Origin of the sequence: Citrobacter freundii complex sp. CFNIH4, assembly GCF_002934505.1 — a bacterium.
Classification (GTDB): domain Bacteria; phylum Pseudomonadota; class Gammaproteobacteria; order Enterobacterales; family Enterobacteriaceae; genus Citrobacter; species Citrobacter freundii.
Genome location: NZ_CP026231.1, coordinates 1,031,771 through 1,047,330, shown reverse-complemented (window position 1 = coordinate 1,047,330; position 15,560 = coordinate 1,031,771). Strand labels below are relative to the sequence as shown.

11 protein-coding genes are annotated in these 15,560 nt (G+C 53.8%); 5 read left to right on the top strand and 6 right to left on the bottom strand.

Annotated features, from left to right (window positions below):
* Nucleotides 1–70: 70 nt before the first annotated feature.
* From serS to lrp, 5 genes are all read right to left on the bottom strand, one after another.
* On the bottom strand, nt 71–1,363 hold the full coding sequence (serS, locus tag C2U41_RS05295; protein ID WP_003836908.1) for a serine--tRNA ligase: 1,293 nt from the start codon (nt 1,361–1,363) through the stop codon (nt 71–73).
* A 92-nt stretch (nt 1,364–1,455) separates the two neighbouring features.
* Entirely contained in the window at nt 1,456–2,799 is a 1,344-nt protein-coding gene (gene rarA, locus C2U41_RS05290) for a replication-associated recombination protein RarA (protein WP_003836910.1), read from the bottom strand.
* A gap of 10 nt (nt 2,800–2,809) precedes the next feature.
* Nucleotides 2,810–3,421, bottom strand: coding sequence for an outer membrane lipoprotein chaperone LolA (lolA, locus tag C2U41_RS05285; RefSeq protein WP_003831898.1), 612 nt, complete (start codon nt 3,419–3,421; stop codon nt 2,810–2,812).
* Nucleotides 3,422–3,532: 111 nt separating this feature from the next.
* Nucleotides 3,533–7,555 carry a DNA translocase FtsK gene (gene ftsK, locus C2U41_RS05280; protein ID WP_103848618.1) on the bottom strand — a complete coding sequence of 1,341 codons (4,023 nt, stop codon included), beginning with the start codon at nt 7,553–7,555 and terminating at the stop codon, nt 3,533–3,535.
* 134 nt (nt 7,556–7,689) lie between these two features.
* A complete protein-coding gene (gene lrp / locus C2U41_RS05275) occupies nt 7,690–8,184 on the bottom strand; it encodes a leucine-responsive transcriptional regulator Lrp (protein WP_002439523.1) in 495 nt (164 codons plus the stop codon).
* 547 nt (nt 8,185–8,731) lie between these two features.
* On the opposite strand from lrp, the gene trxB reads away from it, so the two are divergent.
* The 5 genes from trxB (at nt 8,732) to infA (ending at nt 14,556) form a co-directional block, all read left to right on the top strand.
* Nucleotides 8,732–9,700: a thioredoxin-disulfide reductase gene (gene trxB, locus C2U41_RS05265; RefSeq protein ID WP_103848617.1), complete on the top strand. Its 969-nt coding sequence runs from the start codon at nt 8,732–8,734 to the stop codon at nt 9,698–9,700.
* A gap of 114 nt (nt 9,701–9,814) precedes the next feature.
* Nucleotides 9,815–11,581, top strand: a complete 1,767-nt coding sequence (gene cydD / locus C2U41_RS05260; RefSeq protein ID WP_103848616.1) for a heme ABC transporter permease/ATP-binding protein CydD — start codon at nt 9,815–9,817, stop codon at nt 11,579–11,581.
* Complete coding sequence (gene cydC, locus C2U41_RS05255; protein WP_071697296.1) at nt 11,582–13,303, top strand: heme ABC transporter ATP-binding protein/permease CydC; 1,722 nt, start codon at nt 11,582–11,584, stop codon at nt 13,301–13,303.
* Nucleotides 13,304–13,347: 44 nt separating this feature from the next.
* Nucleotides 13,348–14,052 carry a leucyl/phenylalanyl-tRNA--protein transferase gene (gene aat / locus C2U41_RS05250; RefSeq protein WP_003035721.1) on the top strand — a complete coding sequence of 235 codons (705 nt, stop codon included), beginning with the start codon at nt 13,348–13,350 and terminating at the stop codon, nt 14,050–14,052.
* 285 nt (nt 14,053–14,337) lie between these two features.
* The gene (gene infA / locus C2U41_RS05240) at nt 14,338–14,556 is read left to right on the top strand and encodes a translation initiation factor IF-1 (protein WP_002211347.1); all 219 of its coding nucleotides are present in this window, start codon (nt 14,338–14,340) and stop codon (nt 14,554–14,556) included.
* A 79-nt stretch (nt 14,557–14,635) separates the two neighbouring features.
* On the opposite strand, the gene C2U41_RS05235 is transcribed toward infA, so the two are convergent.
* A complete protein-coding gene (locus C2U41_RS05235) occupies nt 14,636–15,547 on the bottom strand; it encodes a LysR family transcriptional regulator (RefSeq protein WP_003847025.1) in 912 nt (303 codons plus the stop codon).
* Nucleotides 15,548–15,560: the final 13 nt, after the last annotated feature.

The window sequence follows — 15,560 nt, the reverse complement described above, 5'->3', positions numbered from 1 at the left end:
TGTTATTGTCCAGCGTCAAACAGGCATAAAAAAAGCGCCCGGAGGCGCTTTTTTAGCAGGGAAAGGTAGCTTAGCCGATGAATTCCAGGCCATTCATGTACGGGCGCAACACTTCCGGAACCTGAATGCGGCCATCAGCCTGCTGATAGTTTTCCATTACCGCAACCAGCGTACGTCCTACCGCCAGACCAGAACCATTCAGCGTATGTACTAAACGGGTCTTTTTGTCGGATTTACTGCGGCAACGCGCCTGCATACGACGAGCCTGGAAATCCCACACGTTGGAGCAAGAGGAGATTTCACGATAGGTGTTCTGCGCCGGGATCCACACTTCCAGATCGTAGGTTTTGCATGCGCCGAAGCCCATGTCGCCAGTGCACAGGATGATCTTGCGATACGGCAGACCCAACAGTTGCAGGACCTTCTCAGCATGACCGGTCATCTCTTCCAGCGCGTCCATAGAGTCTTCCGGGCGAACGATCTGCACCATCTCAACTTTATCGAACTGGTGCATACGGATCAGACCACGGGTATCACGACCGTAAGAACCTGCTTCAGAACGGAAGCACGGCGTATGCGCAGTCATTTTGATCGGCAGCGCATCTTCGTCGATGATTTCGTCACGTACCAGATTGGTCAGCGGCACTTCTGCCGTTGGGATCAGCGCATAGTTGCTGCTGTCAGCTTCTTCATCCAGCGGACGGGTGTGGAACAGATCGCCAGCAAATTTCGGCAGTTGGCCTGTTCCGTACAGCGTGTCATGGTTAACCAGATACGGAACGTAGTTTTCGCTGTAACCATGCTGTTCGGTATGCAGATCCAGCATGAACTGAGACAGCGCACGGTGCATGCGCGCGATCTGGCCTTTCATAACAACGAAACGAGAGCCAGTCAGCTTAACCGCTGCGGCGAAATCAAGACCCGTGTGCATTTCACCCAGAGTAACGTGATCGCGCACTTCGAAATCAAACTCACGTGGTGTACCCCAGCGGCTGACTTCGACGTTGTCATTTTCATCTTTACCCACCGGAACTTCGTCCGCTGGAAGGTTAGGAATGGTCAGCGCAATATCGCGGATCTCGGCCTGTAAGGTATCAAGTTCAGCTTTCGCGGCATCCAGCTCTTCGCCCAGTTTGTTCACTTCCAGACGTAAAGACTCGATATCTTCCCCGCGCGCTTTTGCCTGGCCGATGGATTTCGATCGAGAGTTACGCTCTGCCTGCAGGTTTTCAGTTTGTACCTGCAGAACTTTACGACGCTCTTCAAGAGCGCGCAGCTTATCTACATCCAGCTTAAAGCCCCGGCTTGCCAGTTTTTCTGCGACTGCGTCTGGCTCATTACGCAGCAGATTGGGATCGAGCATGCTTATCCTGTGCTTATCGAATTAAAATAGGAGAAAGTGACCACAGCCTGCGGTCACAGGGATACAGAGACAACATTACCGCAACGATAACACTAACGGTAGCGTTTTATAGGGCTATTTTGATCCTGTCCGGCGAGCCAGGCGAGCTTTTCGCCAATCTTGCCTTCAAGACCTCTGTTTGTGGGGTGATAATAGCGCGTTTGTGCCATTTCCTGCGGGAAGTACTCTTCTCCGGCGGCATAGGCATTTGGCTCATCATGGGCGTAACGATATTCCTGACCGTAGCCCATCTCCTTCATCAGCTTCGTCGGCGCATTGCGCAGGTGAACCGGCACGTCGTAATCCGGACGTTCACGTGCATCAGCCAGCGCGGCTTTGAAGGCGGTGTAAACTGCATTACTTTTCGGCGCGCAGGCCAGATAAACAATCGCCTGAGCAATCGCACGTTCGCCTTCCGCTGGTCCCACGCGGGTAAAGCAGTCCCATGCGGAAATTGCCACCTGCATGGCACGAGGATCAGCATTGCCCACATCTTCAGAGGCAATTGCCAGGCAGCGACGAGCAACATACAGCGGGTCACCGCCTGCACTAATGATGCGCGCATACCAATAAAGCGCGGCATCCGGTGCACTGCCGCGAACCGATTTATGTAATGCGGAGATGAGATCGTAAAAACGATCGCCTTTATTATCGAAGCGTGCGCTGCGCTCACCGGCAATTTCAGTGAGCAATTCTGGTTTCAATACACGCTTGCCAGAATCATCAACTTCGGCCATATCGGCCATCATTTCCAGCGTATTCAGCGCCCGGCGCGCGTCACCATTAACCAGTTCGGCAATAGCCCGACGCGTCTCTGGCGGCAGTACGATATCCTGGCCGCCGTAACCCCGTGCTTTATCTGACATCGCCTGGTCCAGCACCTGTTCAATATCGTCGGTGGTTAACGATTTCAGTAAGTAAACGCGTGCGCGTGACAGCAGCGCCGAGTTCAGTTCAAACGAGGGATTTTCAGTGGTGGCGCCAATAAACGTGATGGTACCGTCTTCAATATGCGGTAAAAACGCATCCTGCTGGCTTTTATTAAAACGGTGAACTTCGTCGACAAACAGGATCGTACGCCGACCAGCGTTACGGTTCTGACGCGCACGCTCAATCGCTTCACGAATCTCTTTTACACCAGACGTAACCGCCGAAATGCGTTCGACATCGGCGTTAGCGTAACGGGCAATGACTTCGGCAAGGGTGGTTTTCCCCGTCCCCGGTGGCCCCCATAAAATCATGGAGTGCAGGTGCCCGGCCTCGATAGCGCGCGGCAAGGGTTTACCCGCAGCCAACAAATGCTGCTGGCCGATATACTGCGCTAGATTTTCTGGCCGCATACGCGCGGCCAGTGGCTGAAAGGTATTATCAGAAAAGTCGAGCGACAGATTGCTCACTCACACGCCTCTACTTACGTTGATCGTCAACCGTTACACCTTGCGGCGGGGTAAAGGTGAATTTGGAAGGTTCAATCGCACCATTCTGCTGAGATTTCAGCTGATAGCTGCTGCGCTGATCGTCTTGCTCAACGGCGCTAAACTGATGGATCGTCCCGTCACGCCCAACATTGATCGTAAACTGCTTCAGGTTACCGCTGCTGGTTTTTGGCGTCAGCACGAAATCATCGCCGTTTTGCTTAATGTTGTACTGCTGCCAGTCACTGGCCTGGTTACGCGCGATCAGCATGAACGGCGTATTGCCCGTGGCGTCTTTCAGCCAGGTCGCGGTCGCCTGTTCAACAAACGGGTTAAAGAACCACAGCGTTTTCCCATCGGAAACCAGGATGCTCTCATCAGGCTGGGTCATATGCCAGTTAAACAGATTAGGACGTTTAACCCATAAATCACCCTGACCTTCCTGCACCGCTGCGCCGCTGCCGTCCGTGACCTTCTGAGTAAAGCTGGCATGGAAGCTACTGACTTTATCCAGACGGCTTTTCAGGTCGCTGGCAGCGTCAGCCCAGACGCTGCTCACCACAAAGCTCGACAGTAATGCACAGGTGATTGCGATTCTTTTCATCGTTATTCCTCAAAATACGTCACTCCCAACGGGGAGATCCCTCTGCTATCCATTTCAGGCCAAAAATCAGCATGAGGAAAGTAGAAAATACTGAATTACTTAACTTTGCAATCATTCAAAGGGCGGCGGAGCCAGCACTTCACGATTACCATTATGCCCTTGTTCGCTGACAATACCCTGCGCTTCCATCTGCTCGATGATGCGCGCCGCTCGGTTGTAGCCGATGCGGAACTGACGCTGGACGCCGGAGATTGAGGCTTTGCGTTTCTGGGTCACAAAGTTTACCGCCTGATCGAACAGCGGATCCAACTCTTCGCCACCATCAAAGCCGCCACCGCCGCCTTCGCTTTCGCTGTCAGAAGTAATGCCGTCGACGTATTGCGGACGACCGCGCGCTTTCCAGTCCTGAACCACTGCGTGAACTTCTTCATCGCGGACAAAGGCGCCGTGAACACGCACAGGGATCGTCGAGTTCGGTGCGGAATAGAGCATGTCACCCATACCTAACAGCGATTCCGCTCCGCCCTGGTCAAGGATGGTACGCGAGTCAATTTTACTGGACACGGTAAAGGCGATACGCGTTGGAATGTTCGCTTTAATCAGACCGGTGATAACGTCAACCGACGGTCGCTGGGTTGCCAGCACCAGGTGGATCCCTGCCGCACGCGCTTTTTGCGCCAGACGAGCAATCAGTTCTTCCACCTTTTTGCCAACCGTCATCATCAGGTCGGCGAATTCATCCACCAGCACAACAATATACGGTAGTTTTTCCAGCACCGGATGCTGAACATCCATACTGTCACCCGGTTTCCAGTACGGGTCCGGAATCGGACGCCCCATGCGGGCGGCTTCAGCGATTTTCTCGTTATAACCGGCAAGGTTACGCACGCCAAGCGCCGACATCAGCTTGTAGCGACGTTCCATTTCATTGACGCTCCAGCGCAAGGCGTTAGCAGCATCTTTCATGTCGGTCACGACTTCGGTCAGCAGATGCGGAATGCCTTCATAAACCGACAGTTCCAGCATTTTCGGGTCAATCATGATAAAGCGAACGTCTTCCGGCTGCGCCTTGTACAGCATGCTGAGGATCATGGCGTTCACCCCAACAGACTTACCGGATCCGGTTGTCCCTGCTACCAGCAGGTGCGGCATTTTTGCCAGATCGGCCACCACCGGTTCGCCCGCAATATCTTTACCCAGCACCACAGTCAGCGGAGATGAATTATCACGGAATTTAGCGTTATCCAGCACTTCACGCAGATAAACGGTTTGACGTTTTTTATTCGGTAACTCCAGTCCGACATACGGTTTGCCTGGAATAACCTCGACCACACGTACCGCTGCGGTCGACAATGAACGCGCCAGATCGCGCGACAGGTTGGAAATACGCGCCGCTTTAACCCCAGGAGCCAGATTAAGCTCAAAGCGGGTAATCACCGGGCCTGGAGAGTAGTTCACCACATCGGCTTTAATGCGGAAATCCGCCAGACGCGCTTCCACCAGACGTGCCATTTGCTCCAGCGCGAACGTATCTATCGGCTCAACCTCGCTCGGCGGCGGTGTAAGCAGATCTAACGATGGCAGCGGCGTGCTTGGACGGTGCGCCGGACGGCTGTCGCCATTACGCATCAGCAGCGGATGGATCAGACTATCCTGCGGCGGCGGTGTAACAGGCTGCGCTGGCTGCTGATAATGCTGCTGCGGTGCAACAGGCTGCGCCGGCTGCTGATAATGCTGCTGTGGTGCAACAGGCTGCGCCGGCTGCTGATAATGCTGCTGTGGTGCAACAGGCTGCGCCGGTTGCTGATAATGCTGCTGTGGTGCAACAGGCTGCGCCGGTTGCTGATAATGCTGCTGCGGTGCAACAGGTTCCTGGTACTGCGGCGCAGGCTCCGGCATCACGCCAGGCGTAAACAGTGGCTCATGCGGCCCCTCATCTACCAGCGTTTTCATTGGCGAAAATTCAAAGTCATCGAGCGAGAACGGATTCGCTCCGGCAGGCTGTTCACCGGAATAACGCTGCTGCTGAGAAGAAGCAAACTGGCGAGCCAGTTCCGCTTCTGCGGCTGAATCTTCGTCATCAGTCTGGTGGGTATCGTCCTGATACTCTTCGCCATAACGATGCTGCTGCGACTGAGCGAACTGGCGTGCCAGCTCGTCCTGCTGCATTGCATCCATTTCATCGTCATTGTACGCATCTGTATCAAGCTGCTCTTCGCGCGCTTTCTCTTCAGCCATACGCTGTGACGGCAGTTTGATGCCATACGACGCCAATTCCCGGCGAGTAGGCACGCGCACACGATTTGGGCGCGGTAACTGCGGGCCAATCCCCTCTTTCACCTGCGGACGCGGCGCACCGCTGCCCGCAAGGCTAAAGACAGGTGCAGCTGCCGCTGCACCCGCCCCTAAAGCGGCGCTTTTTACACCGGCAGCCAGCGGTGCAACAGCAGCAACAGACTCAACGGGCGGTATGGATGGAGTCGTCGGCATAGATGGCGTAGACGGTTTAATACGCTCAGGCTCCTGAGCAGGTTCTGGAATCGGCTGATACCATGCGGCCAGTTGCTCACGCTCACGCGCACGTTTCTCTTCGACTTCTTCAAAGTAATAGAGCGGCGGACGAGTCGGTTTAACTTCTTCAACCACGGGCTCAGGTTCCACCACAAGCGGTTGTTCAACCACTGGCTGCTGAAACGTAGTGCTCTGTTGAGGGATTGATTCCTGCTGATAAACAGGTTGCGGCGCAGGCTCCGGCTGATAAGCAGGCTGCTGGAATGTGGCGTTCTGTTGAGAGGTCGGATCCTGTTGATAGACAGGCTGCAGCACAGGCTCTAGCTGATAAACAGGTTCCGGCTGCGGTGCGACTGGCTGCGCATAAACAGGTTCCGGCTGCGGTGCGTAATATTGCGGCTGCGGACTCTCCTCCACAACCGGCTGTTGCCATGGCTCATACGGCTGCTGCACCGGAGGTTGCGCGTACTGGGCTGGTTGCGGATAACCTTCAGGCGTTGGTGCAATCGCGGCATCACCGGTTTGCGGGCCTGGTGCGGATTGCCAGGCTACGGCTGGGGCCGGTTGCTCCATAACAGTGTTGGTCACGGTCGAGGTTTGCAGCAACGGATCTACCGGCGCGCTCCAGGCCTGAGCGGCCGTTGTAGCTGCAGCTGCTGCAGCCACAGGCTCGGTCACCGAGTGGCCGTTAAGCAGTGGGTCAAGCTCGTCATATTCAGGCAGCGTCGCGCGATTGCCGGAAAACAGCACATCGTTAGGATCGGCAACCACGCCACGGGCGCTGTATTCAATTTCGTCTTCATCATCCATGCGTTTGCCGGAGAACAGCGCCGCATCGGTGTGACGACCAAGCGGGTTGGTAAATTTCTCTGCCAAACGCTTACGGCGCGCTAACGCACCGCGCAGAATACGAGCCCGACGCGATTCATGGGGTTTGCCATCAGCGGCATCGACAGACTCTTCTTCATCTTCATATTCTTCGTCATCGACCCAGGTATCGTCGCGGCGGGTACGGTTGCTGGCAAACGTCAGGATATTGAGTAACCAGCCGCCCAGTTTTTCCGCAATGCTCACCCATGACCAACCGGTGAACAGCGTTAATCCCGCCGCCCAAATGCACAACAACGTCAGCGTGCCGCCGCTGCTGTGCAGTAAAGGTTGTAGCGTAGTGCTGAGCAGACTGCCGATCACGCCGCCAGAGGCGAAATACCAGATGTCATCGGCGTTAATTGCGGCCAGCCCGCAGGAAGTGAGAATCAGCGCCAGAACGCCAATAATGCGCAGCGAGACGGCAAAATAATCGACGTATTCGTCGCTGGCCTGGTGTCGCCAGGCAAACCAACAGCCGCCAACAATGATGACGGGAATGGTGTAGGCCATGACGCCAAAAATAAAGAACAGCGTGTCCGCCAACCATGCTCCGGGTATTCCCCCCAGATTATGGATAGGTTCATGCCATGCGGTTTGTGACCAACTGGGATCCGAAGGGTTAAAGCTGAGTAAGGCAGCCATCAACCAGACGGCAAAAAGGGCAATAAGGATCAGTAGCGCTTCCAGAAGTCGGCGCCCGCTGCTTAACTTCGTCAATGTGACGTCTTTGTCTTCAGTGTATTCCTGGCTCAAAAACGGCTCTCCAGGTTTCAGGCTTTTCCTGCCCGATGCTAAAACGGACAACAGCACCGGGTTACCCCGGCACTGTTGCTGTATGGATTAACAGGAGTGTAATCAAACTGCGTCGATTTTGCACCTGTTCCGTGTTAGCGCGTCTTAATTACCAGACGATTGCTCTGTTTGACTTCTTCCATGACTACATAAGTACGTGTGTCATTCACGCCAGGCAGACGCAGCAGGGTTTCCCCCAACAGCTTACGGTATGCCGACATATCCGGTACGCGTGTTTTCAGCAAATAGTCGAAATCACCGGAAACCAAATGACACTCTTGAATTTCTTCAAGTTTTTGTACTGCAGAGTTGAATTGTTCAAACACATCCGGGGCGCCACGATTCAGAGTAATCTCAACAAAAACCAGAAGTGATGCATCCAGATAATGCGGGTTTAACAGCGCTGTATAGCCCTGAATAAAACCCTGCCTTTCCAACCGACGCACACGCTCAAGGCAGGGCGTTGGTGAAAGTCCCACACGTTTAGAAAGCTCGACGTTAGAAATACGCCCATCCTTTTGCAGCTCATTAAGAATGTTACGATCGATACGGTCGAGATCTTTGCCAGGGCGCTTCTTACTATCTACCATTATTATTGTCTCTCTGTATTCCTTCCCTACTCCTGCCTGACTCTACCAACATCACTGTTCAGAGTCGCTACCCATCAAAATAAACCGCAACCCAGAGGGATTTTCGGTTCGCAATGTCTGGGTTTATGGTGAGAAGACCGTTGCCTGTCGGCGGCTATCGACATCACGAATGGCATCTGTCCACACCATGCGTAGATTTCGCTAACACGGTAAACATGGTATCTACATGCATGATTATGCAGCACATACATGACACAGTTTTTTTCTTCCTTGAATGTTTTCGCAAAACAGCAGGGGATTGTCAAAGCAAAACATCGATTTTTAGTACAACATGCCAGTTATTCATTCGCAGTGATGGAAAATCGTCATTTTATCACCTTATAACTGACCGATTTTAAGTAGAAATCGTTATAGTATTACGGCTGATCACCCCGTTCATCGGTTTCTGCTATTACACATATTGTTAACAAAATCGCCATACTCTTTTTTTACGTCTGTAAATTCCCTACAATCCTGCTCATTGCCTGCCAACAACTATGGGGATCTCATGGGCGCAACCAAACACAGTAAACTTCTTATTCTGGGCTCTGGCCCTGCGGGATATACCGCTGCGGTCTACGCTGCACGCGCGAACCTGCAACCGGTACTGATTACCGGTATGGAAAAAGGTGGTCAGTTGACCACAACAACAGAAGTGGAAAACTGGCCTGGCGATCCGCACGATCTTACTGGCCCGCTGCTGATGGAGCGTATGCACGAACATGCGTCCAAATTTGACACTGAAATCATTTTTGATCACATCAGCAAAGTTGATCTGCAAAACCGTCCTTTCCGTCTGACCGGCGACAGCGGTGAATACACCTGTGACGCACTGATCATCGCCACCGGCGCTTCAGCACGTTACCTGGGTCTGCCTTCAGAAGAAGCATTCAAAGGCCGTGGCGTTTCCGCCTGCGCGACCTGCGACGGTTTCTTCTACCGTAACCAAAAAATTGCGGTGATCGGCGGCGGCAACACCGCTGTTGAAGAAGCGCTATATCTGGCGAATATCGCATCTGAAGTGCATTTGATTCACCGTCGCGACAGCTTCCGCGCGGAGAAAATTCTCATCAAACGTTTGATGGATAAAGTTGAAAACGGCAACATCGTGCTTCACACCCACCGCACGCTGGAAGAAGTGACCGGCGATCAAATGGGCGTAACCGGACTGCGTCTGCGCGATACGCAAAACACTGACAACGTGGAATCACTGGACGTTGCCGGGTTATTTGTCGCTATCGGTCACAGCCCGAATACCGCTATTTTCGACGGTCAGCTTGAACTGGAAAACGGCTACATCAAAGTTCAGTCCGGTATTCACGGCAATGCCACTCAAACCAGCATTCCGGGTGTCTTCGCAGCCGGTGACGTGATGGACCATATTTATCGCCAGGCGATTACCTCTGCGGGCACGGGCTGTATGGCCGCGCTTGATGCAGAACGTTATCTCGACGGTCTGGCGGACGCTTGCAAATAAGTTTTACAAATCAGTAACAAAAGTAAAAAAGGCGACTATAAGTCGCCTTTATTTTTGCCTCGTTGTAACATTGCCCTGCCCAAAAATTCCAATAACTCACCTGCTAAGCGTGCAATGAATAAAACCCGTCAAAAAGAGCTGACCCGCTGGTTAAAACAGCAAAGTGTAATTTCCCAACGATGGCTGAACATTTCGCGCCTGTTGGGGTTCGTGAGCGGCCTGTTAATTGTCGCTCAGGCCTGGCTCATGGCCCGAATTCTGGACCATATGATCATGGCCAATATTCCCCGAGAGGCGCTTCTGCTTCCTTTCATCGTGCTGGTATTGATTTTCATCCTGCGGGCATGGGTCGTCTGGTTACGCGAACGGGTCGGGTTTCACGCAGGGCAGCATATTCGCTTTGAAATTCGCCGCCAGGTGCTTGACCGTCTGCAACAGGCAGGTCCGGCCTGGATACAAGGCAAACCGGCCGGGAGTTGGGCCACGTTGATCCTGGAGCAGATTGACGATATGCATGATTACTATGCACGTTATCTGCCGCAAATGGCGTTGGCCGTATGCGTCCCCTTATTGATCGTGGCGGCGGTATTCCCGTCAAACTGGGTGGCCGCCCTTATTCTGCTTGGAACTGCCCCGCTGATCCCGTTGTTTATGGCGATGGTTGGTATGGGTGCTGCCGACGCTAACCGCCGCAATTTTCAGGCTCTTGCTCGCCTCAGCGGCCATTTCCTCGACCGCCTGCGTGGCATGGAGACGCTAAGAATCTTTGGTCGCGGTGAAGCCGAAACGGAAAGCATCCGCGCTGCGTCACAGGATTTCCGCCAGCGCACTATGGAAGTCCTGCGCCTGGCTTTCCTGTCATCCGGTGTCCTTGAGTTCTTTACCTCCCTGTCCATCGCACTGGTCGCGGTTTACTTCGGCTTTTCCTACCTTGGCGAACTCGATTTTGGACACTACGGCACAGGTGTCACATTAGCTGCCGGCTTCCTCGCGCTCATTCTGGCGCCGGAATTTTTCCAGCCCCTGCGCGATCTGGGCACGTTTTATCACGCCAAAGCACAAGCCGTTGGTGCAGCAGACAGTCTGAAAACCTTCATGGAAACCCCGCTTGCACATCCTGAGCGTGGCGACATTGAGCTGACAACAAAAGAAGCTGTTTCAATTGAAGCACGAGATCTGGTCATCACCTCGCCGGAAGGTAAAGTGCTTGCAGGCCCGCTCAACTTTACCCTGCCAGCGGGCCAACGCGCGGTGCTGGTTGGCCGCAGCGGCTCCGGCAAAAGTTCGTTGCTCAATGTCCTGTCCGGATTTCTCTCTTATCAGGGATCGCTGCGAATTAACGGCTTTGAACTACGCGACCTGTCGCCTGATTGCTGGCGCAAACAGCTGTCCTGGGTTGGACAAAATCCGCAGCTCCCTGCCGCCACGTTACGCGATAACGTGCTGCTCGCTCGCCCCGATGCCAGCGAAGAACAGCTGCGGGCCGCACTCGACAGCGCCTGGGTCAGTGAGTTTTTACCGCTACTGCCGCAGGGTGTAGATACACCAGTAGGCGATCAGGCGGCTCGACTTTCTGTCGGACAAGCGCAGCGCGTTGCCGTGGCTCGCGCCTTACTCAACCCGTGTCAGTTGCTGCTGCTTGATGAACCCGCCGCCAGCCTGGATGCACACAGCGAACAACGCGTGATGCAAGCGTTGAACGCAGCGTCACGCCGCCAGACTACGCTGATGGTGACACACCAACTTGAAGACCTTGCCGACTGGGATGCTATCTGGGTGATGCAGGACGGACAGATCGTTGAACAAGGCACTTATGCCGAACTTAGCGCAGCCAACGGGGCGTTTGCGACATTACTGGCTCATCGTCAGGAGGACATCTAAATGCGCGCTTTGCTACCTTATCTGACGCTGTATAAACGTCACAAATGGATGTTAACCCTGGGGATCGTTCTGGCGATCGTCACACTGTTGGCAAGTATTGGTTTGCTGACGCTTTCCGGTTGGTTCCTGTCGGCTTCTGCTGTGGTGGGTGTCACCGGGATTTACAGTTTTAACTATATGCTCCCTGCCGCCGGGGTACGCGGTGCGGCAATCACCCGCACCGCGGGCCGCTATTTCGAGCGACTGGTCAGCCACGACGCGACGTTCCGCGTGCTGCAACATTTGCGTATATATACCTTCAGCAAACTGCTGCCGCTCTCTCCTGCAGGCCTGTCCCGTTATGGACAAGGTGAATTGCTTAATCGCGTGGTGGCGGATGTCGACACGCTCGATCATCTCTATTTACGCGTGCTCTCCCCGCTTGTAGGCGCTTTTGTCGTCATCATGGTGGTCACGCTGGGGCTAAGCGTTCTCGATTTCACGCTAGCTATTACTCTTGGCGGTATTATGCTGCTGACCTTATTTATCTTGCCCCCACTCTTTTATCAGGCAGGTAAAAGCACCGGGCAAAGCTTGACGCATTTACGTGGGCAGTATCGTCAGCAGTTAACATCCTGGCTGCAGGGCCAGGCTGAACTGACCATCTTTGGTGCCAGTGAACGTTACCGCGCCCAAATGGAAGCCACCGAGTTGCAGTGGCATGAAGCTCAACGACGTCAGTCTGAATTAACGGCGCTATCACAGGCGGTCATGCTGTTAGTCGGCGCACTGGCAGTGGTTGTGATGTTATGGATGGCCTCAGGTGGCGTAGGTGGCAATACCCAGCCTGGTGCGCTGATCGCGCTGTTTGTCTTCTGTGCGCTGGCCGCATTTGAAGCATTAGCACCCGTCACCGGCGCGTTTCAGCATCTCGGACAGGTTATTGCCTCTGCGCTGCGCATCACCGAACTGACTGAACAGCAGCCAGAAGTCACCTTCCCGGATGCCGGTTCCCCGGTTTCTGAGCAGGTCACTCTCACACTACGCGATGTATCATTCAGTTATCCGGGACAAGCACAAAAAGCGCTCGACACCCTTTCCCTGCAGGCCCAGCCCGGTGAGCATATTGCGATTCTCGGTCGCACCGGATGCGGTAAGTCAACGTTACTGCAATTGCTCACCCGCGCATGGGATCCGCAGCACGGCGAAATTCTGATTAATGAGCAGCCGATTTCAGCCCTCAGTGAAACCACGCTGCGCCAGAGCATCAGCGTCGTGCCACAGCGCGTGCACCTGTTCAGCGCGACGCTTCGCGACAATCTTCTACTGGCGGCACCGCACGCCAGTGATGACACATTATCCGCGATGCTGTGCCGCGTCGGTCTGGACAAACTGCTTGAGGGTGATGGACTCAACGCCTGGTTAGGCGAAGGGGGTCGACAGCTTTCTGGTGGCGAACTTCGTCGTCTGGCTATCGCTCGTGCCTTATTGCACGATGCCCCACTGATGCTGCTGGACGAACCGACCGAAGGGCTTGATGCAACAACAGAAAGCCAAATGCTTGAATTAATTGGCGATGCCATGCGTGATAAAACCGTATTGATGGTGACACATCGTCTGCGTGGCTTGTCACGTTTTGATCAAATAATAGTGATGGACAACGGACACATTATTGAGCAAGGTAATCACGCAGATTTGTTAGCCCGGCAGGGACGTTATTACCAGTTTAAGCAACGTCTGTAAGCTATTATTGAACGATCAAACTCGCGTAGTGGAGTTTCGCAGTCATGCGCCTGGTGCAATTGTCCCGCCATTCTATAGCCTTCCCTTCACCGGAAGGCGCTTTACGCGAGCCTAACGGTTTGTTGGCGCTTGGCGGCGATCTCAGCCCAGCCCGACTGTTAATGGCCTATCAGCGCGGAATTTTCCCGTGGTTTTCGCCTGGCGACCCCATCCTTTGGTGGTCGCCCGATCCACGCGCCATTCTTTGGCCCGAGAAATTTCATCTCAGCCGCAGCATGAAACGCTTTCATAAAAACTCGCCTTATCGCGTGACGCTCAATTACGCGTTCGGTCAGGTGATTGAAGGCTGCGCGAACGACCGGGAAGAAGGCACCTGGATAACGCATGATGTAGTGGACGCCTACCATCGCCTGCACGAACTGGGCCATGCGCACTCCATTGAAGTGTGGCGAAAAAATGAATTAGTGGGCGGTATGTATGGCGTGGCGCAAGGTACACTATTTTGTGGCGAATCAATGTTCAGCCGTCAGGAAAATGCGTCCAAAACCGCACTGCTTGTTTTTTGCGCTGAATTTATCCGTCAGGGCGGAAAATTAATCGACTGCCAGGTATTAAATAGCCACACAGCTTCGCTGGGCGCCGTCGAAACCCCTCGTCGGGAGTACCTTGAACACCTGAGCAGACTGCGCCAGCAGCGGCTACCGAGCCATTTCTGGGTTCCCAGGACGTTATTTTCGCCTCAGGGGTGAATGTTTTCGGCACATTTTTTGTCGGGGTGTTATAATTGTCGCGCAGAGTTGGTTTAGCCCATTACCCCGCCGCCGTTAAGGAACAGTTCGCGTCAGGCAACGCCTATCGTTTATCTCCTCGTTCCCTTACACGTTGCGCTTTAAGTGCGGCTTTGCCGTGTGTGGTTAGAGTAATGCGCCAAACCCGATTTGCTGTGTTTTAAACGCACAAATCTTTACTTATTAAAAGAACTTCGGCATTATCTTGCCGGTTCAAATTACGGTAGTGATACCCCAGAGGATTAGATGGCCAAAGAAGACAATATTGAAATGCAGGGTACCGTTCTCGATACGTTACCTAATACCATGTTCCGCGTAGAGTTAGAAAACGGTCACGTGGTTACTGCACACATCTCCGGTAAAATGCGCAAAAACTATATCCGCATCCTGACGGGCGACAAAGTGACTGTTGAGCTGACCCCGTACGACCTGAGCAAAGGCCGCATTGTCTTCCGTAGTCGCTGATTGTTTTTAACGCCCGAATGGCGTCCAGATAATAAAAGGTCGGTTTAACCGGCCTTTTTTGTGGGCTGAGGATATGTATTTAATCCTCAATCATCCGCGCATATTCTTCCGTTAAGAAATCTACTAAAGCGCGCACTGACGGCAATAATCCCCTGCGTGATGGAAAGACTGCGTGAATAATTTCTCGCTTCGGTTCCCAACCGTCGAGCAACGCCACCAGTTCACCCGCGGCTAATTGATCTTTTACCATCAGTTGCGGAAGCTGCACTACCCCCACACCGGCAACTGCGGCTTCACGTAGCGCCAGCATATCGGTGGTAATCATTCGCGGCGTGAAATGCACCTCTGCCCGCGCGCCCTGCGGGCCAAATAACTCCCAACGATGTACATGTTTGCCCGAGGCGAGACTCAAACCAGGCCAGCGAGTCAGCTCCGCCGGAGAGTGTAGCGCCCCCATTTGCTCGATTAACTGCGGGCTGGCATACAAACGATGCCCCCTGTCCGCCAGCACACGCATCACCAGATCGCTATCCTCAAATGGTCTGGGCCTGACGCGAATCGCCACGTCCAGACCTTCTCCAACGACGTCAACACGACGATTTGTCGCCTCCAGTTGCACTGATACGTCAGGATAACGCGCCATAAAACGAGCAAGCATCGGCCCGATATGCACATGCAGTAACGTGACCGGGCACGTCAACTTCACCACGCCACGCGGTTCAACCTGTAACGCGGCAATGGCATCCTGCGCCGCCTGCGCTTCAACCAGCATCGCCTTACAGTGTTCGTAAAAGGTTTGCCCCACTTCCGTCACGTTAAACTGGCGGGTGGTTCGCTGAATCAGTCGAACTCCCAGCCTCTCTTCCAGTTGCGCTATCCGTCGGCTTAGTTTTGATTTCGGTTCATCAAGCGCCCGACCCGCCGCCGCGAATCCTCCTTCCTCTACAACATGCACAAACCATGCAAAATCATTGAGATCTGGCTTCGTCATCTAATTGTCCTAT

Coding starts and splice junctions, on each gene's coding strand:
- serS (WP_003836908.1), bottom strand. CDS start 1,363: ATGCTCGATCCCAATCTGCTGCGTAATGAGCCAGACGCAGTCGCAGAA.
- lolA (WP_003831898.1), bottom strand. CDS start 3,421: ATGAAAAGAATCGCAATCACCTGTGCATTACTGTCGAGCTTTGTGGTG.
- lrp (WP_002439523.1), bottom strand. CDS start 8,184: ATGGTAGATAGTAAGAAGCGCCCTGGCAAAGATCTCGACCGTATCGAT.
- trxB (WP_103848617.1), top strand. CDS start 8,732: ATGGGCGCAACCAAACACAGTAAACTTCTTATTCTGGGCTCTGGCCCT.
- cydD (WP_103848616.1), top strand. CDS start 9,815: ATGAATAAAACCCGTCAAAAAGAGCTGACCCGCTGGTTAAAACAGCAA.
- cydC (WP_071697296.1), top strand. CDS start 11,582: ATGCGCGCTTTGCTACCTTATCTGACGCTGTATAAACGTCACAAATGG.
- aat (WP_003035721.1), top strand. CDS start 13,348: ATGCGCCTGGTGCAATTGTCCCGCCATTCTATAGCCTTCCCTTCACCG.
- infA (WP_002211347.1), top strand. CDS start 14,338: ATGGCCAAAGAAGACAATATTGAAATGCAGGGTACCGTTCTCGATACG.
- C2U41_RS05235 (WP_003847025.1), bottom strand. CDS start 15,547: ATGACGAAGCCAGATCTCAATGATTTTGCATGGTTTGTGCATGTTGTA.